Here is a 26,112-nt window from a genome sequence, read left to right on the forward strand (position 1 = left end):
GCAGGTTGCTGTTGGCGCCCTGCTTGCCGAGGTAATCCAGCAGCACGCTGGAGAATTTGCCGGTCATGTCCTGGTCCATGCCCAGCGCGCCGAAGGCCTTGCTCACGTCGCCCATGTTGCTGACGTTGCCCAGCAGGCCGCTGGACGCACCACCGCCCAGGTTGCCCAGTTGGCCGCCCAGGCCGCCGAGTGCATTGCTGCCGGTGAGCTTGTCGAGGCCGGGGACGGACTTCGCCAACTGCGAATAGTCCGCCGTGCTGAGCTTGTTCTTCGCCAGGCCGAGCAAAGCGCCCGTGCCGCCGAGCGCCTGCTCGTCGCTGACGCCGAGCTGACCGGTAAGGGCATCGAGCAGGCCACTGGTCTGCGGCGTCGAGGCCACGCGCGAGGTATCGGCGCCGGTCGCCCCGGACACCGCCTTGGCGGCATCGCCCAGGTTGAAGGCAAACGCGGAAGAAGCCGCCAGCAGGGCGGCCAGTGCGAGGGTGACACGGGGTTTGACGGACATCGCTGTCTCCTGGGATACCGAACGCCAGATTCGACCGGAAGCCAGGGCCAATGTTCCACCATGGCTGGCGTGGCGGAGCAAAAGCGCGGCGCGGTCACAGCGCCGTCAAAGACCGTCTTCAGCGGGGCGCGCCGGGGAACTCGCTCGCCACTGCGCAGCGCCAGGCCATTCGTGGCATCACCCTGCCGAGCTGCAAGACAGACCCGACTCACCGCCGGCGCGGCGATTTCCCCCGCGATCGGCAAAGTTTCCCTAAGCTAGAGCCATACCCGCCCGACGGACCGACCATGAGCGAACCCTTCATCCTCACGCCCCGCGTGGCCCGCCTGCTGCCCTGGCTGGTGGCCATTGCCTTTTTCATGCAGGCCCTGGACGGCACCATCCTCAACACCGCACTGCCCAGCATGGCCCGCTCGCTGGAAGAAGACCCCCTGCGCATGCAGGGCGTGGTGATCGCCTACCTGCTCACCGTGGCGCTGCTGATCCCCTCCTCCGGCTGGATTTCCGACCGCTTCGGCACGCGCCGGGTGTTCCTCTTCGCCATCTTCCTGTTCAGCTTCGGCTCACTGCTCTGCGCGCTCTCGCCCAGCCTTGGCACCCTGGTTGGCGCCCGCGTGGTGCAGGGCATCGGCGGCGCGCTGATGATGCCGGTGGGGCGCCTGGTGATCCTGCGCGTCTACCCGCGCAGCGACCTGGTGCGCATCCTCAGCTTCGTCACCATCCCCGGCCTGCTCGGCCCGCTGGCGGGGCCGACCATGGGCGGCTGGCTGGTGGAGTACGCCAGCTGGCACTGGATCTTCCTGATCAACCTGCCGGTGGGACTGATAGGCTTCATCGTCGCCCTGCGCCTGATGCCGGATCTGCGCGGCATACGTGCAACGCGCTTCGATACGATCGGCTTCCTGCTGTTCGGTGGTTCCATGGTGCTGATCACCATCGCCCTGGAAGGCCTGGGCGAATTGCACATGCCGCACGTACGCGTGGTGCTGCTGCTGATTGGCGGCATGGTGCTGCTGGCCGCCTACTGGCTGCGGGCGTTGCGCATCGAGTCGCCACTGTTCCCGCCATCACTGTTCACCACGCGGACCTTCGCCGTGGGCCTGCTGGGCAACCTGTTCGCCCGCCTGGGCAGCGGCTCCCTGCCCTTCCTCACGCCGCTGCTGTTGCAGGTGGGCCTGGGCTTCTCGCCGTCCAAAGCGGGCATGACGATGATCCCCATGGCCCTGGCGGCAATGGTCATCAAATCGCTGGCACGGCCACTGCTGGACCTGTTCGGATATCGCAAGCTGCTGGTCAGCAACACGCTGCTGCTGGGAGCGATGATCGCCAGTCTCGGCCTGGTGGACCAGGACACCCCCTATGCACTGCTGCTGGTGCAACTGGCGATATTGGGCGGGATCAACTCGCTGCAGTTCACCGCGATGAACACCCTCAGCCTCATCGACCTGCGTGACGACAACGCCAGCGCTGGCAACAGCCTGCTCTCGGTGGTCATGCAATTGTCGATCGGCATGGGCATCGCCTGTGCAGCGGCACTGCTGGGCGGCTTCACGGGGGACCAGGAAAGCGTGCAGGGCGACGTGCTCGCAGCCTTCCACGCGACCTACTTCAGCGTCGGCATCCTGTCGATGCTGGCGGCGGCGATCTTCTTCCAACTGAATGCCGAAGACGGCCGCACCACGCCGCGCCGCGTCGATCCGGAGACCGACGTCAGCGAGCACTGATCAGGGCTTGCAGGTAGGCGCTGCGGTCTGCGTCTTCGAGGCGTCCACCGCGCCCAGGTGCTCGAGGGTGCGGCGGCCGAGCAGGACCGGATAGTCCAGGGTCTGACGGTCACGCAGGGTGAACTGCTCGCGATAGACCTTGCCGCCCAGGCACACGTCCATCAGCACTACCGGGGCGCGCTCGACGCCACTGGCGGTCTTGAACTTGAGCACGCGCTCGACCCGCCGCTCGAAGGGCAGGCGTTCTTCCTTGCCGGTCGCCGGGTCACTGATCATCACGTCGTATTGCACCCAGCGCTCGCCGTTCTTCCTGATCCGGGCGATGTTGCGCGCATCCATCACCGAAGTCTGCGCGCCGGTATCCAGTTTCACCTTGAGCGGTGCCTGCTCGGGCATCAGCGTGAGCGTCTCCACCCAGCCCCAGGTCGTGGGCTGCGCGGGCGCGTCGGCGGCCAGGGCGCTGCCCGAAACGAGCAGACCGGCGAGCAGCAGGCGGAAGGCAGGCGATGGCATGGGGGCAACTCCGGAAATCGATGACGGTGCGATAGGTAAAGAACATAGGCAATAAAAAACCCCGGATGTTTCCATCCGGGGTCTTTCGGCTGACGCCAGGGGATCTTAGTTGATCACCTGTACGCGCTCGGCCTGCATGCCTTTCTGGCCCTGCACGACTTCGAAGCTGACCTTCTGGCCTTCGGCCAGAGTCTTGAAGCCGTTACCTTCGATAGCGCGGAAGTGTACGAACACGTCCGGGCCGCTTTCCGGGGTAATGAAGCCGTAGCCTTTGGTCTCGTTGAACCACTTGACGGTGCCGTTCTGACGATTCGACATGGTGTTCTCCTTGGAACGTATTTTTGAAATTAGCCACGAATGGCCAGGAACTGAGTTGCAAGGAGTTACAAGGAGTCGAGCAGGACGGGGTGGAATAACCGACCGCATCAGGTCACGATCGACGGCGACCCATGCAAACACAGTGCGGAAACTCTACGACAAAAATTCGCGGAAAGCGAATCTCTTGAAAAAACCGTATATCGGCACTTTGGCAAATTCGGACGAGTGGCCTCAAACCCTTGCCATATCGGCTTCTCAGCCCTGCTGAGGGTACTCTCCTGCTACACTGCGCGGCCATATGGATTCACCCGGGCTCCCTTCGTGACCACCTCTGCATTTTCCAGCCTCGCGCTGTCGGCCGACCTGCTGGCCAACCTCGATTCTCTCGGTTACCGCGAGATGACGCCGATCCAGGCCGCCGCCTTGCCGGCGATCCTCAAGGGCCGCGATCTGATCGCCCAGGCCAAGACCGGTAGCGGCAAGACTGCCGCCTTCGGCATCGGTCTGCTCAGCCCGCTGAATCCGCGCTACTTCGGCTGCCAGGCGCTGGTGCTGTGCCCGACCCGCGAGCTCGCCGACCAGGTCGCCAAGGAGATCCGCCGTCTCGCCCGCGCTGCCGACAACATCAAGGTGCTGACCCTCTGCGGCGGCACACCTTTCGGCCCGCAGATCGGCTCGCTGGAGCACGGCGCCCACGTCGTGGTCGGGACGCCGGGACGGATCCAGGAGCACCTGCGCCGCGGCACCCTGAAGCTCGACGGCCTGAATACCCTGGTGCTCGACGAAGCCGACCGGATGCTCGACATGGGTTTCTACGACAGCATCGCCGACATCATCGGCCAGGCTCCGGCGCGCCGGCAGACGCTGCTGTTCTCCGCCACCTACCCCGATGGCATCGGCCAACTGGCGGCGAAGTTTCTGAAGAATCCCGAGCGCGTGGAAGTGGAAGCGCTGCACGACGACAGCCAGATCGAACAGCATTTCTACGAGATCGATGCCAAGCAGCGCCTGGATGCCGTCGTCCGCCTGCTGCAGCATTTCCGCCCGCAATCCTGCGTCGCCTTCTGCCATACCCGCCAGCAATGCATGGAAGTGGTGGAGCAGCTCAATGCCCGGAAGATTTCCGCCCTGGCCCTGCACGGCGATCTGGAGCAGCGCGAGCGCGATCAGGTGCTGACCATGTTCGCCAACCGCAGCTGCAGCGTGCTGGTAGCCACCGACGTGGCCGCGCGCGGGCTGGACATCGCTGCGCTGGAAGCGGTGATCAACGTCGAGCTGTCGCGTGACGCGCAGGTCCACGTGCACCGTATCGGCCGCAGCGGCCGTGCCGGCGAGAAGGGCCTGGCACTGTCCCTGGTCACCCCCGCCGAGGCCAGCCGTGCCCAGGCGATCGAGGATTTGCAGGGCGCGCCGCTGAACTGGGAGCGCATCGATTTCCTCAAGGCCAACGACGCCCCGCTGCTGCCGCCGATGACCACTCTGGCGATCGCCGGTGGACGCAAGGACAAGCTGCGCCCCGGCGATATCCTCGGCGGCCTCACCGGCGATGCCGGCCTGAAAGGTACGCAGGTGGGCAAGATCGCCATCTTCGATTTCCAGGCCTTCGTCGCCGTGGAGCGCGATGTCGCCAAGCAGGCGCTGAAGCACTTCAACGAAGGCAAGATCAAGGGCCGCTCGTTCAAGGCACGCATCCTCTAGCGATGCCTGTTTATGTAGGAGCGAGCTTGCTCGCGCAATTGCATGGCAACGATGTAGCCGGCAAACAGCGTTCGCGAGCAAGCTCGCTCCTACAAAGAGCCGTCCGCCAGGGATGGTGAGCAAACGCGGCAGCATGTCTACGCTCGCGATAGCCGCACGACAGTCGTTCCGCTAGTCTGAGGGGCAGACATTCGGAAGTCCCGCACGCGCATGTTCTCCTCCCCACTGCTCCAGTCTCTGCGGCGCCTCTGGGCGCTGGACAAGTTCGCCTACAGCCTGCGGGTGTTCGTCGCCCTCAGCGGGGTCATGCTCGCGTGCTGGCTGCAGGGCCGGCCGGAGCTGGTGATCCCGCTGTTCCTCGGGGTCATCGCCAGCGCCCTGGCGGAAACCGACGACCACTGGCTGGGACGCCTGCAGGCGCTGCTGGTGACGCTGGCCTGCTTCAGCATCGCCGCACTGGCGGTGGAGCTGCTGTTCCCCTACCCGCTGCTGTTCGTCGCCGGGCTGGCCCTGTCGACCTTCGCCATGACCCTGCTCGGCGCCCTGGGCGAGCGCTACGCGGCCATCGCCTCGGCGACACTGATCCTGTCGATCTACACCATGATCGGCGTCGACCAGCGCGGCGGCACGCCCACCGACTTCTGGCGCGAGCCGCTGCTGCTGGTGGCCGGCGCCGGCTGGTACGGGTTGCTCTCGGTACTCTGGAACGCCCTGTTCGCCAACCAGCCGGTGCAACAGAGCCTGGCGAAGCTGTTCCTCGAACTGGGCGAGTACCTGAAGATCAAGTCGACCCTGCTGGAGCCGCTGCGGCACCTCGATGTCGAGGCCCAGCGCCTGGCCCTGGCGCGGCAGAACGGGCGCGTGGTGGTGGCATTGAACCAGGCCAAGGAAACCATCCTGGCGCGCCTCTCCCACGGCAGGCCGAGCCCGAAGATCAGCCGCTACCTGAAGCTCTACTTCATCGCCCAGGACGTCCACGAGCGCGCCAGCTCGTCGCATTACCCGTACAACCAATTGGCCGAGGCGTTCTTCCACAGCGATGTGCTGTTCCGCTGCCAGCGCCTGCTCAACCAGCAGGGCAAGGCGTGCAAGGCGCTGGCGAAGGCGATCCAGCTGCGCCAGCCGTTCGACTACAACGACAGCGAACTGGCCCTGGCCGACCTCAACGCCTCGCTGGAATACCTGCGCCAGCAGGGTAATCCAGCCTGGCGCGGGCTGCTGCGCTCCCTCGGCGCGCTGGCCGCCAACCTCACCACCCTGGACCGCAAGCTCAGCGGTGCAAGCAACCCCGACGCGCTCGACGATGAGCAGGACAGCACCCTGCTCGACCGTTCCCCGCGCTCGCTCAAGGATGCACTGGAGCGCATCCGCCTGCAGGTGTCACCGACCTCGCTGCTGTTCCGCCACGCCCTGCGCCTGTCGCTGGCGCTGGCCGCCGGCTATGGCGTGCTGCACCTGATCCACCCGACCCAGGGCTACTGGATCATGCTCACCACGGTGTTCGTCTGCCAGCCGAACTACGGGGCGACGCGCATCCGCCTGGTGCAGCGGATACTCGGCACACTGGTCGGCCTGGTGGCCGGCTGGGCACTGATCGACCTGTTCCCCAACCCGCTGCTCCAGTCGCTGCTGGCGGTGGTCGCCGGGGTCGCCTTCTTCGCCACGCGGAGCACACGCTATACCCTGGCCACGGCGGCGATCACCCTGCTGGTGCTGTTCTGCTTCAACCAGGTGGGCGACGGCTACGGGCTGATCCTGCCGCGCCTGTTCGACACCCTGCTGGGTGCGCTGATCGCCGGCATCGCGGTATTCCTGGTGCTACCCGACTGGCACGGGCGCAGCCTGCATCGGCTGGTCGGCGGCACCCTGGCGTGCAACAGCCGCTATCTGCGGGAAATCATGCAGCAGTACGCCAACGGCAAGCGCGACGACCTCGCCTATCGCACGGCGCGGCGCAACGCGCACAACGCCGACGCGACACTCTCCACCACGCTGTCGAACATGCTCCTGGAGCCCGGCCACTTCCGCAAAGACGCGGAAATCGGCTTCCGTTTCCTGGTGCTCTCCCACACCCTGCTCAGCTACCTCTCCGCCCTCGGCGCGCACCGCAACCAGCTGCCACCGGACGTCAACGACGACCTCATCGCCGAAGCCGCCGAGCGCCTCACCGCCAGCCTCGACGATATCGCCGCGCGCCTCAACGAGCGGCGCCCGGTGGCTATCTACAGCGACGAGGAAGACGCGCTGGCCAAGCGCCTGGAAGAACTGCCCGAGGAACAGGACGACGCCCACCGCCTGGTGCAGACCCAGCTGGCACTCATTTGCCGGCAGCTCACGCCGCTACGCACCCTGGCGGCGCACCTGCTGAAGAAGGACATCGGCGCGGAACAGGCCGAAACCGCCTGACGCTTTTGCAGGAGCGCGGGGGACGCCCAGTTCTTGCTCGCGAACACATGGCACCAGATGGCCTGGCGCGAAACGGGGTTCGCGAGCAGGCTCGCTCCTACCCAGAGGCAAGGCCCCGTCAGAGACCGTGCTCGCGCATCAGCTGGTCGTAGCTGCCATCCGCACGCATCTCGCGGATCGCCTTGTTGAAGGCCGCAACTATCTCGGCATGGTGCGGGTTATGCCGGCCGACGAGGATGTGCAGGCCGTTCTCGGCCAGCGGCACCGGGAGGAACTCCAGCTGCCCCTTGAGTTCGGCGAGGTCGCCGTTGAAATGCACCCGCGCGGTGATCTCGTCTTCCAGTGTCAGGTCCACGCGCCCGGCCTGCAGCATCAGCGCCGCATTGACGAAGCTGAATACCGCGACCCGCTGCAAATTCGAGTCGCTGTCGAACGCTGCGGAATAGGCATAGCCGCGCACAATGGCAATGCGATACGGATAGAGATCGGCCAGCTTGCCGAAGGTAATGGGCGAGCCCTGGCGCTTGATCAGGCGCACGCGGTTGAACAGATAGGACTCGGAATACACACCGAAGGACTCCCGCTCCGGCGTATACCAGGCATCCGCCACCAGGTCGTACTCGCCGTTCGCCACACCGTGCAGCACGCGCGGCCAGGGCACCTCGATGTATTCGCTGGCATAGCCGGCGCGCTTGAGCGCGGCCTGCACCAGGTGCACCGCCACGCCATTGCCGGGCAACTGCCGGTCCGCGTAGGGCGGCCAGCGATCCGCGGCGATACGCAGCGTTTCCCCGGCCCGCGCCGCGCTGGAGACGCACAGGAACAAGAGGATCAGCAGCAGGCGCAGCAGCATTGGGAAACGTCCGGGGAGGGGCTTGGGCAAGACTAGTCGCTGCCCCCGGCGTCGCGCCAATCTTCAGAACAGCATCGCCGCACGCAAGCTCATGCCGCCGCCGGTTTCCGGCACCACCGCCACGTTGTAGCGCTCGCTCTCCGGCCCCTCGAGGAACAGGTTGTAGGTGAAGTTGGCGAAGAAGTTGCCCACCGCCATCCCCACCAGCACGTCGGTGGGATAGTGCTTGTCACCTTCCACGCGCGACAGCGCGGTCAGCCCGTCGAGGGTGTAGAGCCCGGCCCTGGCGGTGTAGCGCCAGGCGGGGTCCATGTCGATGTAGTCCAGGTTGCGCCGGGTAAAACTGGTGTGCACGGCCGTCACCGCAGTGTGCTTGGAGGGGAAGGAGTCATCCGGGATTCCGTCCGGCCGCTCGCGTCCGGACCACTCCTTGGCCTCCTCGACGAAACCGGTCACCGCATAGCGGTCCGCCGCCAGCAAGCTCAGGTTGCGCCCGCGCCAGCTCCATTTCTCCTCGGTGCTCACGTCCTTGGGCGAGGCCACCAAGGCGGTGACGACGCTCAGGCCGGTGGCGAGGTTGAGCATGCGGTCGGCAGCCTGGTTGGCGTCGCCGCCGAACAACCAGCCGTGGTTGCTCGCCGACTTCTGCCACTTGTGGTCCCAGTTGCCCGCCGCAATCACCGCCGCGCCGGCCACCGGTGCCCAGACGTCGGCGCTGGTGACGGCGCGCTGCGCCGAGTCTCCCACCCGATCCCAGCTCATTTGCGGCGCCCCTGCGCAACCGATGAGCGCGGCGCTGGCCGCCAGGGTGGCGACTGCCAGACAAGTCCGATTCATGATGCTCCCCCATGCGCCCGGCCCGCTCCAGAGCAGCGGACGCGTCAATGCATGAGCAGGGAAGGATAGTCGGGACGATTCTGAAGGCCCCTGCCTTCAGTCATTAATGGGTAACTCTTCGTTTCACTCAGCTGAAAAAGAAAAACCCCGCCGAGGCGGGGTTTTCCGAGTCAGACGGAATCAGCCTTTGAAGACGTCTTCCACCGACTGCAGCGGGTAGTGCTTCGGATACGGCAGGGTCGCCACGCCGGTCTCGATGGCGGCCTTGGCCACGGCATCGGAAACGACGGTGATCAGGCGCTTGTCCATCGGCTTCGGAATGATGTACTCGCGGCCGAATTCCAGGGCGGTCACACCGTAGGCGTCGCACACGTCCTTGGGTACCGGCAGCTTGGCCAGGTCACGCAGGGCCAGGGCGGCGGCGATCTTCATTTCTTCGTTGATGCGGGTGGCGCGCACGTCCAGGGCACCGCGGAAGATGAAGGGGAAGCCAAGCACGTTGTTGACCTGGTTCGGGTAGTCCGAACGGCCGGTGGCCATGATCACGTCGTTGCGGGTGGCGTGGGCCAGTTCCGGCTTGATTTCCGGGTCCGGGTTCGAGCAGGCGAAGACGATCGGGTTCGGCGCCATGCGCTGGAGGTCTTCAGCGCTGAGCAGGTTGGCACCAGACAGGCCAACGAACACGTCGGCGCCTTCCAGGGCGTCGGACAGGGTGCGTTTGTCGGTCTCGGTGGCGAACACCGCCTTGTACTGGTTCAGATCGTTACGGCCGGCATGGATCACGCCCTGGCGGTCGATCATGTAGATGTTCTCGACCTTGGCGCCCATGCTCACCAGCAGCTTCATGCAGGAGATGGCGGCAGCGCCAGCGCCGAGGCAGACGATCTTCGCGGTCTCGAGCTTCTTGCCGGCGATTTCCAGGGCGTTGAGCATGCCGGCGGCGGTCACGATGGCGGTGCCGTGCTGGTCATCGTGGAACACCGGGATGTCGCACTGTTCGATCAGGGCGCGCTCGATCTCGAAGCACTCGGGTGCCTTGATGTCTTCCAGGTTGATGCCGCCGAAGGTGATGGAGATGCGCTTGACGGTATCGATGAACGCCTGCGGGCTCTCGGCATCGACTTCGATGTCGAACACGTCGACCCCGGCGAAGCGCTTGAACAGAACGCCCTTGCCTTCCATCACCGGCTTGGAGGCCAGCGGGCCGAGGTTGCCCAGGCCGAGGATGGCGGTGCCGTCGGAAATGACCGCGACCAGGTTGCCCTTGCCGGTGTACTTGAAGGCCAGTTCCGGATCACGCGCGATTTCGCGCACCGGCTCGGCGACACCCGGGCTGTACGCCAGCGACAGGTCGCGGGCGGTGACGGTCGGCTTGGTCAGCTCGACGCTCAGTTTACCGGGGCGGGGTTGGGCGTGATATTCGAGGGCAGCGGTCTTGAGATCAGACATTTGGGCACTTCCGCTTTTGTTGCTTGTTGGACAGACGGGGGCCCGAGCATACGCACAAACCCCGCACCTGCCAAGGTAGCCCAAGCCCCTGCTGTCAAGACCTCTAGCGTACGACTTTCAGCCAATCGCCCGGTTTTGGCTGACCAGTTGGATACAAGTCATTCAATAAACGTATACGATTTATCGAGTCAGATTCCGGACCGGATTCAGCCTTCGCGAACTGCTCGACAGTCTGCCCGGATTTGACCTGAACAACGGCGATCCGGCGCGGTTGTGCGTATTTCTGTTCGTCTGCACGCATTGGCCTGAAGCTGCGGATGACCTGCATGAATTCGTCGTCGACGCTCTCCAGGGAGGCGCGGCCTTTGACCGCACCAACGAAGAGGTAGGCGCGGTCCTTCTGGTAGACCACCGCCACGCGCCGTGCCGGCGAACCCGGCACCACGCCGGTGGCGACATCCAGGCCAGCCTGCTGGAAGCTTTCTTCGTTCGATAGCCGCCCACCAGTACCCTTGCGCAGGTATTCCGCCGGGGTCAGCTGGCCCTCGCGCTGTACCAGCTTCATGCCGATGTAGGCCTGCTGGTCGGCGGTGAAGCCGACCAGGGCGGTCGGCTGGTTGAGAATGCCCCAACCCGCGGGGTAGGTCAGGGTGAAGTCCAGCTCCGAATGGTAGAAGCTCTGCCCGCGGCGCACGCCACTGGAGGCGGAGTCGCCGAAGGGCATACCGTCGATGGCCTTCAGGTAGCGCTCGGCATCGACTTCGCGCTGGCCGCTGGCAGCCAGGGCCTGGGCCGGCCCGATCACCTGCTTCAGGCGCTGGTCGTTGTCCGGATGGGTGTCGAACAGCCCGTGGTAGCCCACCGGCTGGGCTGCCTGCCCCTTGCGCGCGGCCTCGTCACGGGCGAAGTCTTCCTGGTTCTTCAGCACCCGCACCACCTGGATCATCGCGGTGGGATCGTAGCCGGCGCGAGCCAGGTACTTGGCGCCCAGGCCGTCGGCCTCCAGCTCCATGTCGCGGCCATAGCCGCGCACGAAGGCGGTGCCGAGCACGTTGGTGAGGTCGGCGGCGGCGCCAACGCCGGTGCCAATGGCCACCGCCTGGCCAAGGATGTTCCAGGCGCTGGACTGGCTTTGCTGCTTGACGCTATGCCGCGCGGTAACGTGGCCGACCTCATGGCCGAGCACCGCCGCCAGTTCCGCCTCCGAGCCCAGGTACGCCATCAGCCCGCGGTGGATATAGATGTAGCCGCCGGGCAGGGCGAAGGCGTTGATGTCAGGGGTGTCGATGACCGTGAAGTGATACTGCAGCTGCGGCCGGTCGCCGGCGCGGGCGACCCGTTCGCCGACCTGCTGGACGTAGGCCTGCAGCTTCGCGTCCTCATAGCGCGGGTATTGCTTGGCGATTTCCTGGCTGTACTTCTGGCCCATCTCCAGCTCGCTCTGCTCGCTCATCATGACGAAGTCAGACTTGCCGGTAGCCGGGTTGGTGGCGCAACCGCCGAGGACGCCCATCAGCGCCAGCAGGGCCAGAATTCCGAACGAGCGCAAGCTCATGGCAATACCTCCATCATCGCCGGATCGGTCACAGGCAGCATCCAGCGCGCCTGCCCGGGTTTCACGCCACCGTGCGCGGCACGGTCGATGACCCAGCCGCGCGCTTCTATTTGTCGACCCTTCAGCTCACGCAGGGTTGCATCGTCGAACTGCTTCACGAGGCGCGGCTGGATACGCAGTACCAGCGGGCCGTCGAGATCGATCCACAAGCCGCCGCGGTTGCGTTGAACCTGCTCCACCCGACCGCGCACCACCGCAAAGCCGCTGTCCTGAAGTTGCTGCGCCGTCTGCACCGGGGACTTTTTCCACAACCCCAGCTTGGCGCTGCGCGCCACGCGCTCGGCGGCCCGCTGACAGGCAGTGAGCTCGGTGTTGGGTGCGATAGCTACAAGGTAGCCCAGACCTTCGGCGAGCAACCGGGATTCAAGGTTGTTACCGCCGGCGTCATAGGTGTGGGCCAGTGTGCGGCCGTACTTGTCCTTGCCTTGCCGACCGACAACCAGGCCGACTTCGCCGTCATTGGCCGCCACCAGCTCCTGCAGGCGGCGCTGGGCGGCGACGGCAAAGGGCTCCTCGGAGCGGCCGTGATGGGCCAGCTCGGGGGCATTCACGCCGATCAGGCGAACGCTGCGGCCGTCGGCCAGCTTGAGCGTGTCACCGTCCACTACCCGCGCCACGCGCACCGTTTCCACCGAAGCAGGCTTCGGGCAGGCAGCAGCGCTGGCGTCCAGGGAAAAAAGGACGGCCATAAAAAAGGCGCCCACGAGGGACGCCTTTTTCGAGTTACCGTGAAAAACCATCGTCGGCCTTTCCCGGAAATCGATCTTACTTCTTGCCGCCGAACATGGCGAAGCGCTGGTTGAAGCGGTCGATACGGCCGCCGGTGTCCAGAACTTTCTGCTTACCGGTGTAGAAGGGGTGGCACTCGGAGCAGACGTCCAGGTGAATGCCCTTGCACAGGGTGGAACGGGTCTTGATCACGTTGCCACAGCTGCAGGTAGCTTCGATGTCTTCGTACGCGGGATGGATTTCCGGTTTCATGGTCTCTTCCTCTCAGTGGTGTGCCGCCACCCAGTCTCTGGCAGAAGCCGAGCCACGGTCATCGAGGACCGCGGGCGGGATCTTTTACCGGGCACCGCACGGAAATTAAGGGCGTGGATCATACCAGAGAACGCTTTCAACGCAAGATCAGGCATGACCGACCGTCGCATTGCCCATGCTACCATCGAATGCTTCTCGCCACCCGGAATCGCACCGCGTGTCCTCACCCTCCATCCTGCGTCTCGCCCTGCCCTCGCCGCTGCGCCGCCTGTTCGATTACCTGCCGCCACGCGGGGTCGACGTAGGGCGCCTGCAACCGGGCGTACGCCTGCGCGTGCCGTTCGGCCGCCGCGAAATGGTCGGCGTGCTGGTGGACAAAGTGGAAGCCTCCGACGTGCCGGCGGACAAGCTGCGCCCGGCCCTGGCCGTGCTCGACCACGAGCCGCCGATGCCGGCACACCTGCTGGAGCTGTGCCGCTGGACATCGCAGTACTACCAGCACAGCCTGGGCGACACCTTCTCCTGGGCGCTGCCCAACCTGCTGCGCCAGGGCGACCCGGCCGAGGCGCGCCAGCAGCGCTTCTGGCACGCCGAACCGGGCGCCCGCGAGGAAGACCCGCGCCTGGCTCGCGCACCGCGCCAGCGCGAGGCGTTGAAGATTCTCAAGCAGCACCCCCACGGTGTTGCCCACGACCTGCTCAGCCAGTTGCAGATCAACAAGGACAGCCTCGACCTGCTCCAGGAAAAGGGCCTGGTCACCCTGGAAGTGCGCGAGCATCGCGTGCCGCCGCACCACGGCCCCTGGCTGGCGCAGGCAGAGCTGCCGCTCAATGCCGAGCAACGCGCCGCCTTCGAGGCCGTGCGCGCCGGCTTCGGCAGCTTCCACAGCTTCCTCCTGGCCGGCGTCACCGGCAGCGGCAAGACCGAGGTCTACCTGCAACTGATCCGCGAGACTCTGGAAGCCGGCAAGCAGGCGCTGGTGCTGATCCCCGAGATCAACCTCGGCCCGCAGACCCTGAGCCGCTTCGAGCGCCGCTTCAACGCGCGGATCGCCCTGCTGCACTCGGCCCTGACCGACCGCGAGCGCCTCGACGCCTGGCTGGCGGCCCGTGACGGCGAGGCGGACATCATCATCGGCACCCGCTCGGCATTGTTCACCCCGATGAAGAATCCGGGGCTGATCATCATCGACGAGGAGCACGACGCTTCCTATAAACAGCAGGAAGGCCTGCGCTACCACGCCCGCGACCTCGCCATGGTGCGCGCGCGCCTGGAAAACCTGCCGATCCTGCTGGGCTCCGCCACGCCGGCGCTGGAAAGCCTGCACAACGCCCAGAGCGGCCGCTACGGCCTGCTGCGCCTGACCCAGCGTGCCGGCGGCGCGCACCAGCCGAAGTTCCACCGTCTGGACGTGAAGAGCCTGCCGCTGGATTCCGGCATCTCCATGCCGTTGCAGCGCTCGATCAAGGAAACCCTGGCCGCCGGCCAGCAGGTGCTGGTCTACCTGAACCGCCGCGGCTTCGCCCCGACCCTGCTGTGCCACGACTGCGGCTGGATCAGCCAGTGCCCGCGCTGCGATGCGCGGATGACCGTGCACCAGGGCAGCGGCGAGCTGCGCTGCCACCACTGCGACCACCGCGAGCGACCGCCGCGCAACTGCCCGAAATGCGGCACGGTGGACCTGCGCCCGGTCGGCGCCGGCACCGAGCGCGCCGAGGAGCGCCTGCGCATCCTCTTCCCGGACTACCCGGTGCTGCGCATCGACCGCGACAGCACCTCGCGCAAACACGCCATGCGCGACCTGTTCGCCACCATCAACAAGGGCGAGCCATGCATCCTGGTCGGCACCCAGATGCTCGCCAAGGGACACCACTTCCCGCGGGTCACCCTGGTGGCGATCCTCGATGCCGATGGCGGGCTGTTCTCCGCCGACTTCCGCGCCAGCGAGCGCATGGCCCAGCAGATCGTCCAGGTCGCCGGCCGCGCCGGGCGCGCCGAGGAACCGGGCCGCGTGCTGATCCAGACTCATCTGGCCGACCACCCGCTGCTGGTGCAACTCACCGAGCAGGGCTACTTCGCCTTCGCCGAGCAGGCCCTCACCGAGCGCCGCGCCGCCGGCCTGCCGCCATTCGCCCACCTGGCGCTGCTGCGCGCCGAGGCGCACAAGCCTGGACAGGCGGAGGGTTTCCTCGACGAAGCCTGCGCCGAGGCCGAACGCCTGCAAGCTGCGCTCGGCCACGAGGTGGAGCTCCTCGGCCCGGTACCCGCGCCCATGGAGCGCCGCGCCGGCCGCTATCGCGCCCAGTTGCTGCTGATGAGCACGGCCCGTGCACCACTGCACCGTCTTCTCACGCCCTGGCTGCAAACGCTCGAGGGCATGCCCGGCGGGCGCCAGGTACGCTGGTCGCTGGATGTCGACCCGATCGATCTGTTCTGACGACCCTCTTTTATTCCCAAGAACCCGTCCGCCGCGCCGGAACCGTCCTACATTGACTTCCATCAGCCGCGACGGATGGCACAGCGGCGAGACTGAACTCGGAGCGTTCCGCGGTTGGCAAGCCATGCCCGGCCACGGATAATGCGCGGTTCTGAGCCCGATAACCGGTCGCGCGCGCCGGATGCACGCGAGCACGGAGAAAACCATGAAAGACACGATTCGCCACCTGATCCAGCAAGCCCTTGTCAGCCTCACCGAAGATGGCACCCTGCCCGCCGGCCTGACGCCCGACATCCAGGTGGAGAACACCAAGGACCGAACCCACGGTGACTTCGCCAGCAACATCGCCATGATGCTGGCCAAACCCGCCGGGATGAAGCCGCGCGACCTCGCCACCAAGCTGGTCGAGGCGCTGCCGCAGAGCCCGGAAGTGGCCAAGGTCGAGATCGCCGGTCCCGGCTTCCTGAACTTCTTCCAGGACCAGGCCTGGCTCGCCGCCAGCCTCGACAAGGCCCTGGCCGACGAACGCATCGGCGTGCGCAAGGCCGGCCCCGCGCAGCGCGTGGTGGTGGACCTGTCCTCGCCGAACCTGGCGAAGGAAATGCACGTTGGCCACCTGCGCTCGACCATCATCGGCGACGGCGTCAGCCGCGTGCTGGAGTTCCTCGGCGACACCGTGATCCGCCAGAACCACGTCGGCGACTGGGGCACCCAGTTCGGCATGCTGCTGGCCTATCTGGAAGAACAACCGGTAGACGCCCAGGCCGAACTGCACGACCTGGAAGTCTTCTACCGCGCCGCCAAGAAGCGCTTCGACGAGTCGCCCGAGTTCGCCGACCGCGCCCGTGAACTGGTGGTCAAGCTGCAGGCCAAAGACCCCAAGTGCATGGCCCTGTGGACCCGCTTCAACGACATTTCCCTGTCGCACTGCCAGAAGGTCTACGACCTGCTGGACGTCAAGCTGACCATGGCCGACGTGAAGGGCGAGAGCGCCTATAACGACGACCTCGCCCAAGTGGTCGCCGACCTGACGGCCAAGGGCCTGCTGGTCGAGAGCGACGGCGCCCTGTGCGTGTTCCTCGACGAGTTCAAGAACGCCGAAGGCGAGCCGCTGCCGGTGATCGTGCAGAAGGCCGGCGGCGGCTACCTCTATGCCACCACCGACCTGGCCGCCATGCGCTACCGCCACAAGGTGCTGCACGCCGACCGCGTGCTGTACTTCGTCGACCAGCGCCAGGCCCTGCACTTCCAGCAGGTGTTCGAAGTCGCCCGCCGCGCCGGTTTCGTCCCGGCCAGCATGGACCTGGAGCACATGGGCTTCGGCACCATGAACGGCGCCGACGGCAAGCCATTCAAGACCCGCGACGGCGGCACCGTGAAGCTGATCGACCTGCTGATCGAAGCCGAGGAGCGCGCCTACACCCTGGTGAAGGCCAAGAACCCCGACTTCAGCGAGCAGGACCTGCGCCAGATCGCCCACGCCGTTGGCATCGGCGCGGTGAAATACGCCGACCTGTCCAAGCACCGCACCAGCGACTACAGCTTCAACTTCGACCTGATGCTGAGCTTCGAAGGCAACACCGCGCCGTACCTGCTGTATGCGTACACCCGCGTGGCGAGCATCTTCCGCAAGCTGGGCAAGGGTTATGACGAAGTGGGCGGCAAGATCGCCCTGCAGCAACCGCAGGAAATCGCCCTGGCCGCACAGCTGGCGCAGTTCACCGACCTGCTCAACAACGTGGCGACCAAGGGTGTGCCGCACATCCTCTGCGCCTACCTGTACGAGCTGGCCGGCCTGTTCTCCAGTTTCTACGAGCACTGCCCGATCCTCACCGCCGAAGACCCGGCGCAACAGGAAAGCCGCCTGCGCCTTGCCGCGCTGACCGGCCGCACCCTCAAGCAGGGCCTGGAGCTGCTGGGCCTGGAAACCCTGGAGCGCATGTAAGCACCCATGGCGAAGAAGAAACCCGCTCCCAAGCGCGGCGCCAGCCGCTACCAGGCCCCGGCCAAGAAGACGTCGGTCCCCGGCTGGGTCTGGCTGGTCGCCGGCCTGGCCATCGGCGGCTTCATCATGTTCCTGATGAAACTGGAGCCGGGTCGCAACGACGTCAAACGCGAGAAGCCGGAAGCGCCCAAGACCGTGGTCGGCTCCAACAAGCCCTCCGGCACCGTGCAACCGCAGCAGCCGGCGGCACCCACCGGGGTCAAGCCCAAGTACGACTTCTACACCCTGCTGCCGGGCTCGGAAGTCGCCGTGCCGCCGGAGGCCGTGCCGCCGCCGGCCAAGCCGACTCCGCCGCCGACCGTGGTCGCGACCAAGGAAGAGGCCGAGAAGATCGACACCCAGCGCGCCCTGACCGCCCTGAGCGGCCAGACTCCGCCACCGCCCGCAGTGGTCAAGCCGGCAACGCCCGCCACGCCGCCAGCGACCCAGGTCGCTGGCGCGCAGAAGCAGGCCCTGCCGCAGGCTCCGGCCAGCGATAGCGCACCAGCCAAGCCGACCCCGCCGCCAGCCGTGGCCGCGACGCAGTACTACCTGCAGGCGGGCTCGTTCCGCAAACAGACCGACGCCGACCACCTGCGCGCGCAGATCATCATGATGGGCCAGAACGCCCGCGTGGAGTCCGGCACGGTACGCGACGAAACCTGGTACCGGGTGATGGTCGGCCCCTACGGCGACCGCGCCAAGGCCTCCGCCGCGCAGAAGCAACTGGCCGGCAACGGCTTCAGCAACCTGCTGTTACAGCAACGCCAGACCAGATAAAAGCGGCTGCAAGCGGCAGGCTACAAGCTCCAGGCCAAAACCGCCTTCAGCTTGCAGCCTGTCGCCTGAAGTCTACCGCCGCTCTTCCTCCCTTGAATCACGCCAGCCTCGTCCCCATCTGACTCTGCATTCGGGCACATCGCCCCGCTAGTGTGGAGTAAGACCCTTGACCACCATCGTATCTGTCCGCCGTAACGGCAAAGTCGTCATGGGCGGCGACGGCCAGGTTTCCCTGGGCAACACCGTGATGAAAGGCAACGCGAAGAAAGTCCGCCGCCTGTACCACGGTGAAGTGCTGGCCGGCTTCGCCGGCGCCACCGCCGATGCCTTCACCCTCTTCGAACGCTTCGAGCAGCAGCTGGAAAAACACCAGGGCCACCTGGTGCGCGCCGCCGTCGAACTGGCCAAGGACTGGCGTACCGATCGTTCCCTGAGCCGCCTGGAAGCCATGCTCGCCGTGGCCAACAAGGACGCCTCGCTGATCATCACCGGCAATGGTGACGTCGTCGAACCCGAGCATGGCCTGATCGCCATGGGCTCCGGTGGCGGCTTCGCCCAGGCGGCCGCGATGGCGCTGCTGCAGAAGGCCAACGACGAGATGAGCGCCCGCGAAATCGCCGAGACCGCGCTGAACATCGCCGGCTCCATCTGCGTGTTCACCAACCAGAACCTGACCATCGAGGAGCTCGACAGCGCCCTTTGAGGCGTTGTCGTTCCGGAGTAACCCGTCAAATGTCCATGACTCCCCGCGAGATCGTCCACGAACTCAACCGCCACATCATCGGCCAGGACGATGCCAAGCGCGCCGTCGCCATCGCCCTGCGCAACCGCTGGCGGCGCATGCAGCTGCCGGCCGAGTTGCGCGCCGAAGTGACGCCGAAGAACATCCTGATGATCGGCCCGACCGGCGTCGGCAAGACCGAGATCGCCCGTCGCCTGGCCAAGCTGGCCAACGCGCCGTTCATCAAGGTGGAAGCGACCAAGTTCACCGAAGTCGGCTATGTCGGCCGTGACGTCGAGTCGATCATCCGCGACCTCGCCGATGCCGCGATCAAGATGCTCCGCGAGCAGGAAGTGCAGAAGGTCAAGTACCGCGCCGAAGACGCCGCCGAAGAGCGCATCCTCGACGCGCTGCTGCCGCCGGCACGCACCACCGGCTTCGGCGACGAGCCGGCGCGCGAGGATTCCAACACCCGCCAGCTGTTCCGCAAGCGCCTGCGCGAAGGCCAGCTGGACGACAAGGAAATCGACATCGAGGTCGCCGACATCCCCTCGGGCGTGGAAATCATGGCCCCGCCCGGCATGGAAGAGATGACCAACCAGTTGCAGAACCTGTTCTCCAACATGGGCAAGGGCAAGCGCAAGAGCCGCAAGCTGAAGGTCGCCGAGGCCATGAAGCTGATCCGCGACGAAGAAGCGCAGCGCCTGGTCAACGAAGAAGACCTCAAGGCCCGCGCCCTGGAAGCGGTGGAGCAGAACGGCATCGTCTTCATCGACGAGATCGACAAGATTGCCAAGCGCGGCAACGTCGGCGGCGCCGATGTGTCCCGCGAGGGCGTGCAGCGTGACCTGCTGCCGCTGATCGAAGGCTGCACCGTGAACACCAAGCTGGGCATGGTGAAGACCGACCACATCCTGTTCATCGCCTCGGGCGCGTTCCACCTGTCCAAGCCCAGCGACCTGGTACCGGAACTGCAGGGCCGCCTGCCGATCCGCGTCGAACTCAAGGCCCTGAGCCCGAGCGACTTCGAGCGCATCCTCAGCGAACCCCACGCGTCGCTGACCGAGCAGTACACCGCGCTGCTGAAGACCGAAGGCCTGGACATCGAGTTCGCCGCCGAAGGCATCAAGCGTCTCGCGGAGATCGCCTTCCAGGTCAACGAGAAGACCGAGAACATCGGTGCCCGTCGCCTGCACACCCTGCTCGAGCGCCTGCTCGAAGAGGTGTCGTTCGATGCCGCCGACCTCGCCAGCGAGCACAGCGACAAGGCCATCGTGATCGACGCGGCCTACGTCAACGGTCACCTGGGCGAACTGGCCCAGGACGAAGACCTGTCGCGCTACATTCTCTAAGAGCGACTACCGGCAGCAGGCGGCAGGCTACATGCCAACCGCCTGCGGCCTGCAGCCTTTAGCCTGGAGCCCTCCATGCACATCCCCTCCGCCATCAAGCTGCACAAGGCCTCGAAAAAGCTTTCGCTGACCTATGGGGAGCAGTCCTACGAACTGTCTGCCGAGTTTCTGCGGGTGCACTCACCGTCGGCGGAAGTCCAGGGCCACGGCAACCCGGTGCTGCAGGTCGGCAAGCTGAATGTCGGCCTGAACAACCTGGAGCCGGCCGGGCAGTACGCGCTCAAGCTGACCTTCGATGACGGCCACGACAGCGGCCTGTTCACCTGGGACTACCTCTACGAGCTGTGCGTGCGCCACGACGAGATGTGGGCGGATTACCTGGCGCAGCTGGAGAAAGCCGGCAAGTCGCGCGACCCGTCGGAGTCGGTGGTCAAGCTGATGCTGTAACCGGGACACCACACTTCCTGACTGCGTAGGAGCAGACTCCGTCCGCGATCGGCCCCAGGCCACGCCAAACCCATCGCGGATAAATCCGCTCCCACAGATGCTGAAGGTGCTTCCTGTAGGAGCGAGCTTGCTCGCGAACCATTCCAACGCCTGCGCTGCCGGAAAATTCGTTCGCGAGCAAGCTCGCTCCTACAAAAGCCCCAACTCTGCTCCTACAACTCGTTCGATCTTCCCTTCCAGCTTTCCCTGCGCACCAACCTTCGTCGGGCAATCGCCCAGGGCACGCCATTTGCAACATTCATCCGGCAGACTGTTGCTTGCGTGGCCGCCGTCAGGGGATTGGCGAGATGCCCCCGCTCTAGGGCGCGTTTTCTAACTTTTCCCGACATACTCCTAGGAGAAGGCCCACGCTGCACCAGCTTGCGCGGCGAAGGAAACTCGGGTAACCAAGGCAGTGCAATGTACGGAGTTACAGTGCACAGAGCGTGGTCTCCTGAACTTCCAGTGATGCCGCCAAGTAGATGAATCGCGTGGAGCTGTCTCCACGTTCCGCAACCCCGAGAAGTACTAGGCATTACGTCACCCAGGTGAGCCCCGCCAGTATGCGTCTCAGGACAATGGAGCGTCGCCGATGACCCAGAAGAACAACAGCGATCTACCCCAGCAAGCCGCGGAAAACACACTTGCCCTCAACCCGGTGATCGGGATTCGCGGCAAGGACCTGCTCACTTCTGCCCGGATGGTGTTGCTGCAAGCGATCAAGCAGCCCTTCCACAGCGCCAAGCACGCGACGCACTTCGGCCTCGAGCTGAAGAACGTGCTGCTCGGCAAATCCGAGCTGAAGCCCTCGGACGACGACCGTCGCTTCAACGACCCGGCCTGGAGCCAGAACCCGCTCTACCGCCGCTACCTGCAGACCTACCTGGCCTGGCGCAAGGAGCTGCACACCTGGATGGGCGAGAGCGACCTGTCGCCCCAGGACATCAGCCGTGGCCAGTTCGTCATCAACCTGATGACCGAGGCCATGGCGCCGACCAATACGCTGTCCAACCCGGCAGCAGTCAAGCGCTTCTTCGAAACCGGCGGCAAGAGTCTGCTCGACGGCCTCACCCACCTCGCCAAGGACATGGTCAACAACGGCGGGATGCCCAGCCAGGTGAACATGGATGCCTTCGAGGTCGGCAAGAACCTGGCCGTGACCGAAGGCGCGGTGGTGTTCCGCAACGATGTGCTGGAACTGATCCAGTACAAGCCGATCACCGAAAGCGTGCACGAGCGCCCGCTGCTGGTGGTGCCGCCGCAGATCAACAAGTTCTACGTCTTCGACCTGTCGCCGGAGAAGAGCCTGGCGCGCTTCTGCCTGCGCAACCAGGTGCAGACCTTCATCGTCAGCTGGCGCAACCCGACCAAGGCGCAGCGCGAGTGGGGCCTGACCACCTACATCGAGGCGCTGAAGGAAGCCATCGACGTGGTCCTGAAAATCACCGGCAGCAAGGACCTGAACATGCTCGGGGCCTGCTCCGGCGGCATCACCACCGTCACGCTGCTCGGCCATTACGCCGCGCTGGGCGAGAACAAGGTGCACGCCTTCACCCAGATGGTCAGCGTGCTCGACTTCGAACTGGACACCCAGGTCGCCCTGTTCGCCGACGAGAAGACCCTGGAAGCCGCCAAGCGCCGCTCGTACCAGTCCGGCGTGCTGGAAGGCAAGGACATGGCCAAGGTGTTCGCCTGGATGCGCCCCAACGACCTGATCTGGAACTACTGGGTCAACAACTACCTGCTGGGCAACGAGCCGCCGGCCTTCGACATCCTGTTCTGGAACAACGACACCACGCGCCTGCCCGCCGCGCTGCACGGCGAGCTGGTGGAGATGTTCAAGACCAACCCGCTGACCCGCGCCGGCGCCCTGGAAGTCTCCGGCACGCCGATCGATCTCAAGCAGGTCACCTGCGATTTCTACTGCGTGGCCGGCCTGTCCGACCACATCACGCCGTGGGAAGCCTGCTACCGCTCCGCCCGCCTGCTGGGCGGCAAGTGTGAATTCATCCTCTCCAACAGCGGGCACATCCAGAGCATCCTCAACCCGCCGGGCAACCCCAAGGCACGCTTCATGACCGGCCCTGACCTTTCCGTCGATTCCAAGACCTGGCAGGAAAACTCCAGCAAGCACGCCGACTCCTGGTGGCTGCACTGGCAACAATGGCTGGCCGAGCGCGCAGGCAAGCTGAAAAAGGCCCCGACCGCCCTGGGTAACAAGGCTCACCCGGCCGGCGAGGCCTCCCCCGGAACCTACGTACACGAACGATGAAAACAGAACTCCTCCCGCAAGCCGGCGCCGTGGACGACGCCAACCATCCAGATTCGTCGCAGGCCGTGGAAGTGGCCGCGCCGACGAGCCGGCGCGCGCGCAGCAAAAGCAGCGGCGAGGAGATACTGCCGAGCAAGGCGCCGGCGGCGCAGCCCTTCGAGTTCCGCACCATCGAGCTCGACGGGCAGACCATCCGCACCGCCGTGCGCCCGGGCAAGAAACACATGACGCCGCTGCTGATCTTCAACGGCATCGGCGCCAACCTCGAACTGGTGTTCCCCTTCGTCGCCGCACTGGACCCGGACCTGGAGGTGATCGCCTTCGACGTGCCCGGTGTCGGCGGCTCGTCCACCCCCAGCACGCCTTACCGCTTCCCCGGCCTGGCCAAGCTGGCCGCGCGGATGCTCGACTACCTCGACTACGGCCAGGTGACGGCCATTGGCGTGTCCTGGGGCGGCGCCCTGGCGCAGCAGTTCGCCCACGACTACCCCGAGCGCTGCAAGAAGCTGATCCTCGCCGCCACCGCCGCCGGAGCGGTGATGGTGCCGGGCAAGCCGGCGGTGCTCTGGCGCATGGCCAGCCCGCGCCGCTACATCCAGCCGTCGTATGGCGTACACATCGCCCCGGACATCTACGGCGGCGCCTTCCGCCGCGACCCGAAGCTGGCCATGGCCTTTGCCAGCAAGGTGCGCTCGTCCGGCAAGATGGGCTACTACTGGCAGCTATTCGCTGGCCTGGGCTGGACCAGCATCCACTGGCTGCACAAGATTCGTCAGCCGACGCTGATCCTGGCTGGCGACGACGACCCGATCATCCCGCTGATCAACATGCGCATGCTGGCCTGGCGCATTCCCAACTCGGAGCTGCACGTGATCGACGACGGCCATCTGTTCCTGGTGACCCGCGCGGAAACCGTGGCACCGATCATCATGAAATTCCTCCAGGAAGAGCGACAGCGCGCGATCATCCACCCCCGTCCATTCGCCCCCAAGGCCGGCTGAAGCATCACAGCTTCGTCACACTCGGTGGGCATCCTGCCTTGACCGATCGCTGCACAGGCACTTTTTTTAAAGAGCCGAACAACAAACAGGCGTGTTCACGGGTATCGACACGTAGCGCCTGATTCGGGACCCGCGCTGCGGCCACCTTCGCAGGTGACCGCAGGGCAGCCCGGCTGCTGATCCACTGCCCTGTTTTCGGGCAGCTTCCTCTCGCGTCGATACCCGTGCACATCCCTCGAACCGGCGACAAGCGTCTGGAACGGGCCATTCCCGATTCTGGTACAGGCTTTGCGTCGCCATTGGCAGGTCGGACCCTTTACGGAGTGCTGTTCATGCGAGAGAAAGCTGAGCCTGGTAGCGTCCCCGTTCCCACCCAATACATGAATGCGCAGAGCGCGATGGTCGGCCTGCGCGGCAAGGACATGCTGTCCACCCTGCGCATGCTGGCACTGCAGGGTGTGCGCCAGCCGGTGCATTCGGCGAAGCACCTGGCGGCCTTCGGCAAGCAGGTCGGCAAGGTGCTGATCGGCGACTCGCCGCTGCAACCCAACCCGCAGGACGCGCGCTTCCAGGACCCCTCCTGGCGGCTGAATCCGCTTTACCGGCGTACCGTGCAGGCCTACCTGGCCTGGCAGAAGCAGTTGCTGGCCTGGGTCGACGAGAGTGACCTGAAGCCCGACGACCGCGCCCGCGCGCGGTTCCTGCTGTCGATCCTGTCCGACGCCGCCTCGCCATCCAACACACTGCTCAACCCATTGGCGGTGAAGGAGCTGTTCAACACCGGCGGACAGAGCGTCCTCAAGGGCGTGCAGCATCTGCTGGACGACCTGATGCACAACGGCGGCATGCCCAGCCAGGTCAACCGCAGCGCCTTCGAAATCGGCCAGAACCTGGCCACCACGCACGGCGCCGTGGTGTTCCGCAACGAGGTGCTGGAGCTGATCCAGTACAAGCCGATGGGCGAGCATCTGCACGCCAAGCCGTTGCTGATCGTGCCGCCGCAGATCAACAAGTTCTATATCTTCGACCTGTCGCCGGAGAAGAGCTTCGTCCAGTACGCCCTGAAGAATAATCTGCAGGTCTTCATGGTCAGCTGGCGCAACCCCGATGCGCGTCACCGCGAATGGGGGCTGTCGACCTACGTCACGGCACTGGACGAAGCCATCGAGGCGTGCCGCTCCATCAGCGGCAGCCGAAGCGTGAACCTGATGGGTGCCTGCTCCGGCGGCCTGACCATTGCGGCCCTGCAAGGCCATCTGCAGGCGCGCCGGCAATTGCGCAAGATCGCCAGCGCCACCTACCTGGTCAGCCTGCTGGACAGCCAGGTGGAAACCCCCGCCGCGCTGTTCGCCGACGAACAGACCCTGGAGACCAGCAAGCGCCGCTCCTACCAGCACGGGGTGCTGGACGGTCGCGACATGGCCAAGGTGTTCGCCTGGATGCGGCCCAACGACCTGATCTGGAACTACTGGGTCAACAACTACCTGCTGGGCAAACAGCCGCCAGCCTTCGACATCCTCTACTGGAACAACGACAACACTCGCCTGCCTGCCGCGCTGCACGGCGACTTCCTCGACTTCTTCAAGCACAACCCACTGGCCCGCCCCGGCGCCATGGAAGTCAACGGCACGGCCATCGACCTGAAGAAAGTGGCCGTGGACAACTTCCACGTCGCCGGCATCACCGATCACATCACGCCGTGGGACGCGGTATACCGCTCGGCGCAGCTACTGGGCGGCGACAGTCGCTTCGTGCTGTCCAACAGCGGACATATCCAGAGCATCCTCAACCCGCCCGGCAACCCCAAGGCCTGCTACTTCGAAAACGGCAAGATCAGCTCCGACCCGCGCGCCTGGTACTACGACACCAAGCGCCAGGAAGGCAGCTGGTGGCCGCTGTGGCTGGAGTGGATCCAGCAGCGCTCGGGCGAACGACGTCCGGTGAGCTTCGACCTGGGCAACGCCGAATACCCGCCCAAGGAAGCGGCGCCGGGGACGTATGTGCATGTGCGCTGATCTCGGAACCCCGAAACGAATTGCCCAGCCAGCACCGTAAAGGCTCTTGTAGGATGGGTGGAGCGCAGCGATACCCATGCCGTCGGCGCGCGGAATTGATGGGTATCGCTGCGCTCCACCCATCCTACGAGAAACTCTCCCGGCGACCCTTGGAGCGAAGCGCAA

General features: G+C 65.5%; 21 protein-coding genes. 12 read left to right on the forward strand and 9 right to left on the reverse strand.

Features of this window, described 5'->3' with window-relative positions:
* Window positions 1–505, reverse strand: a 505-nt coding sequence (locus N5C91_RS25865; RefSeq protein ID WP_279832960.1) for a DUF2780 domain-containing protein, incomplete at its 3' end; no start/stop codon positions are given.
* A 287-nt stretch (window positions 506–792) separates the two neighbouring features.
* On the opposite strand from N5C91_RS25865, the gene mdtD reads away from it, so the two are divergent.
* Window positions 793–2,229 carry a multidrug transporter subunit MdtD gene (mdtD, locus tag N5C91_RS25870; protein ID WP_236172691.1) on the forward strand — a complete coding sequence of 479 codons (1,437 nt, stop codon included), beginning with the start codon at window positions 793–795 and terminating at the stop codon, window positions 2,227–2,229.
* On the opposite strand, the gene N5C91_RS25875 is transcribed toward mdtD, so the two are convergent.
* Together N5C91_RS25875 and N5C91_RS25880 are read right to left on the reverse strand one after the other, a co-directional pair.
* Entirely contained in the window at window positions 2,230–2,742 is a 513-nt protein-coding gene (locus N5C91_RS25875; protein ID WP_236172692.1) for a RimK/LysX family protein, read from the reverse strand. It abuts the gene before it with no gap.
* A 105-nt stretch (window positions 2,743–2,847) separates the two neighbouring features.
* The gene (locus N5C91_RS25880; RefSeq protein WP_015475193.1) at window positions 2,848–3,060 is read right to left on the reverse strand and encodes a cold-shock protein; all 213 of its coding nucleotides are present in this window, start codon (window positions 3,058–3,060) and stop codon (window positions 2,848–2,850) included.
* Window positions 3,061–3,381: 321 nt separating this feature from the next.
* On the opposite strand from N5C91_RS25880, the gene dbpA reads away from it, so the two are divergent.
* Window positions 3,382–4,758, forward strand: coding sequence for an ATP-dependent RNA helicase DbpA (gene dbpA / locus N5C91_RS25885; protein WP_236172693.1), 1,377 nt, complete (start codon window positions 3,382–3,384; stop codon window positions 4,756–4,758).
* Window positions 4,759–4,968: 210 nt separating this feature from the next.
* On the forward strand, window positions 4,969–7,164 hold the full coding sequence (yccS, locus tag N5C91_RS25890) for a YccS family putative transporter (protein WP_236201314.1): 2,196 nt from the start codon (window positions 4,969–4,971) through the stop codon (window positions 7,162–7,164).
* A gap of 118 nt (window positions 7,165–7,282) precedes the next feature.
* Here the strand turns inward: yccS and N5C91_RS25895 are convergent, their stop codons facing one another.
* The 6 genes from N5C91_RS25895 to rpmE all read right to left on the reverse strand — a co-directional run bounded on the left by N5C91_RS25895 (window position 7,283) and on the right by rpmE (window position 12,899).
* On the reverse strand, window positions 7,283–8,017 hold the full coding sequence (locus tag N5C91_RS25895; protein WP_279832963.1) for a transporter substrate-binding domain-containing protein: 735 nt from the start codon (window positions 8,015–8,017) through the stop codon (window positions 7,283–7,285).
* A gap of 63 nt (window positions 8,018–8,080) precedes the next feature.
* Window positions 8,081–8,854, reverse strand: coding sequence for a phosphatase PAP2 family protein (locus tag N5C91_RS25900; RefSeq protein WP_279832965.1), 774 nt, complete (start codon window positions 8,852–8,854; stop codon window positions 8,081–8,083).
* A 180-nt stretch (window positions 8,855–9,034) separates the two neighbouring features.
* Entirely contained in the window at window positions 9,035–10,303 is a 1,269-nt protein-coding gene (locus tag N5C91_RS25905) for a malic enzyme-like NAD(P)-binding protein (protein ID WP_169934958.1), read from the reverse strand.
* Between the two features lie 103 nt (window positions 10,304–10,406).
* Entirely contained in the window at window positions 10,407–11,852 is a 1,446-nt protein-coding gene (locus N5C91_RS25910; protein ID WP_279833103.1) for a M48 family metalloprotease, read from the reverse strand.
* A 2-nt stretch (window positions 11,853–11,854) separates the two neighbouring features.
* Window positions 11,855–12,607, reverse strand: a complete 753-nt coding sequence (locus tag N5C91_RS25915) for a thermonuclease family protein (protein ID WP_279832968.1) — start codon at window positions 12,605–12,607, stop codon at window positions 11,855–11,857.
* A gap of 76 nt (window positions 12,608–12,683) precedes the next feature.
* A complete protein-coding gene (gene rpmE / locus N5C91_RS25920; protein ID WP_024766509.1) occupies window positions 12,684–12,899 on the reverse strand; it encodes a 50S ribosomal protein L31 in 216 nt (71 codons plus the stop codon).
* Between the two features lie 175 nt (window positions 12,900–13,074).
* Here rpmE and N5C91_RS25925 point away from each other — a divergent pair, with 175 nt between their 5' ends.
* From N5C91_RS25925 to phaC (N5C91_RS25965), 9 genes are all read left to right on the forward strand, one after another.
* The gene (locus N5C91_RS25925; RefSeq protein ID WP_279832969.1) at window positions 13,075–15,336 is read left to right on the forward strand and encodes a primosomal protein N'; all 2,262 of its coding nucleotides are present in this window, start codon (window positions 13,075–13,077) and stop codon (window positions 15,334–15,336) included.
* A gap of 205 nt (window positions 15,337–15,541) precedes the next feature.
* Window positions 15,542–17,281 (forward strand): arginine--tRNA ligase, encoded by a 1,740-nt coding sequence (argS, locus tag N5C91_RS25930; protein ID WP_279832971.1) that lies wholly within the window; start codon window positions 15,542–15,544, stop codon window positions 17,279–17,281.
* 6 nt (window positions 17,282–17,287) lie between these two features.
* Complete coding sequence (locus N5C91_RS25935) at window positions 17,288–18,100, forward strand: SPOR domain-containing protein (protein WP_279832973.1); 813 nt, start codon at window positions 17,288–17,290, stop codon at window positions 18,098–18,100.
* A 166-nt stretch (window positions 18,101–18,266) separates the two neighbouring features.
* Window positions 18,267–18,803, forward strand: a complete 537-nt coding sequence (hslV, locus tag N5C91_RS25940) for an ATP-dependent protease subunit HslV (protein ID WP_037013407.1) — start codon at window positions 18,267–18,269, stop codon at window positions 18,801–18,803.
* Between the two features lie 29 nt (window positions 18,804–18,832).
* The gene (hslU, locus tag N5C91_RS25945; RefSeq protein ID WP_279832976.1) at window positions 18,833–20,173 is read left to right on the forward strand and encodes an ATP-dependent protease ATPase subunit HslU; all 1,341 of its coding nucleotides are present in this window, start codon (window positions 18,833–18,835) and stop codon (window positions 20,171–20,173) included.
* Between the two features lie 75 nt (window positions 20,174–20,248).
* Complete coding sequence (locus N5C91_RS25950; protein ID WP_236172703.1) at window positions 20,249–20,620, forward strand: DUF971 domain-containing protein; 372 nt, start codon at window positions 20,249–20,251, stop codon at window positions 20,618–20,620.
* A 631-nt stretch (window positions 20,621–21,251) separates the two neighbouring features.
* Window positions 21,252–22,931, forward strand: coding sequence for a class II poly(R)-hydroxyalkanoic acid synthase (phaC, locus tag N5C91_RS25955; protein ID WP_279832978.1), 1,680 nt, complete (start codon window positions 21,252–21,254; stop codon window positions 22,929–22,931).
* The gene (gene phaZ, locus N5C91_RS25960) at window positions 22,928–23,932 is read left to right on the forward strand and encodes a poly(3-hydroxyalkanoate) depolymerase (protein WP_236201308.1); all 1,005 of its coding nucleotides are present in this window, start codon (window positions 22,928–22,930) and stop codon (window positions 23,930–23,932) included. The genes phaC (N5C91_RS25955) and phaZ overlap by 4 nt, the downstream gene beginning before the upstream one ends.
* Window positions 23,933–24,264: 332 nt before the next feature.
* Window positions 24,265–25,947, forward strand: coding sequence for a class II poly(R)-hydroxyalkanoic acid synthase (gene phaC / locus N5C91_RS25965; RefSeq protein ID WP_236172706.1), 1,683 nt, complete (start codon window positions 24,265–24,267; stop codon window positions 25,945–25,947).
* Window positions 25,948–26,112: the final 165 nt, after the last annotated feature.

Source organism: Pseudomonas sp. GD03903, assembly GCF_029840045.1.
GTDB classification, from domain to species: domain Bacteria; phylum Pseudomonadota; class Gammaproteobacteria; order Pseudomonadales; family Pseudomonadaceae; genus Pseudomonas; species Pseudomonas pseudonitroreducens.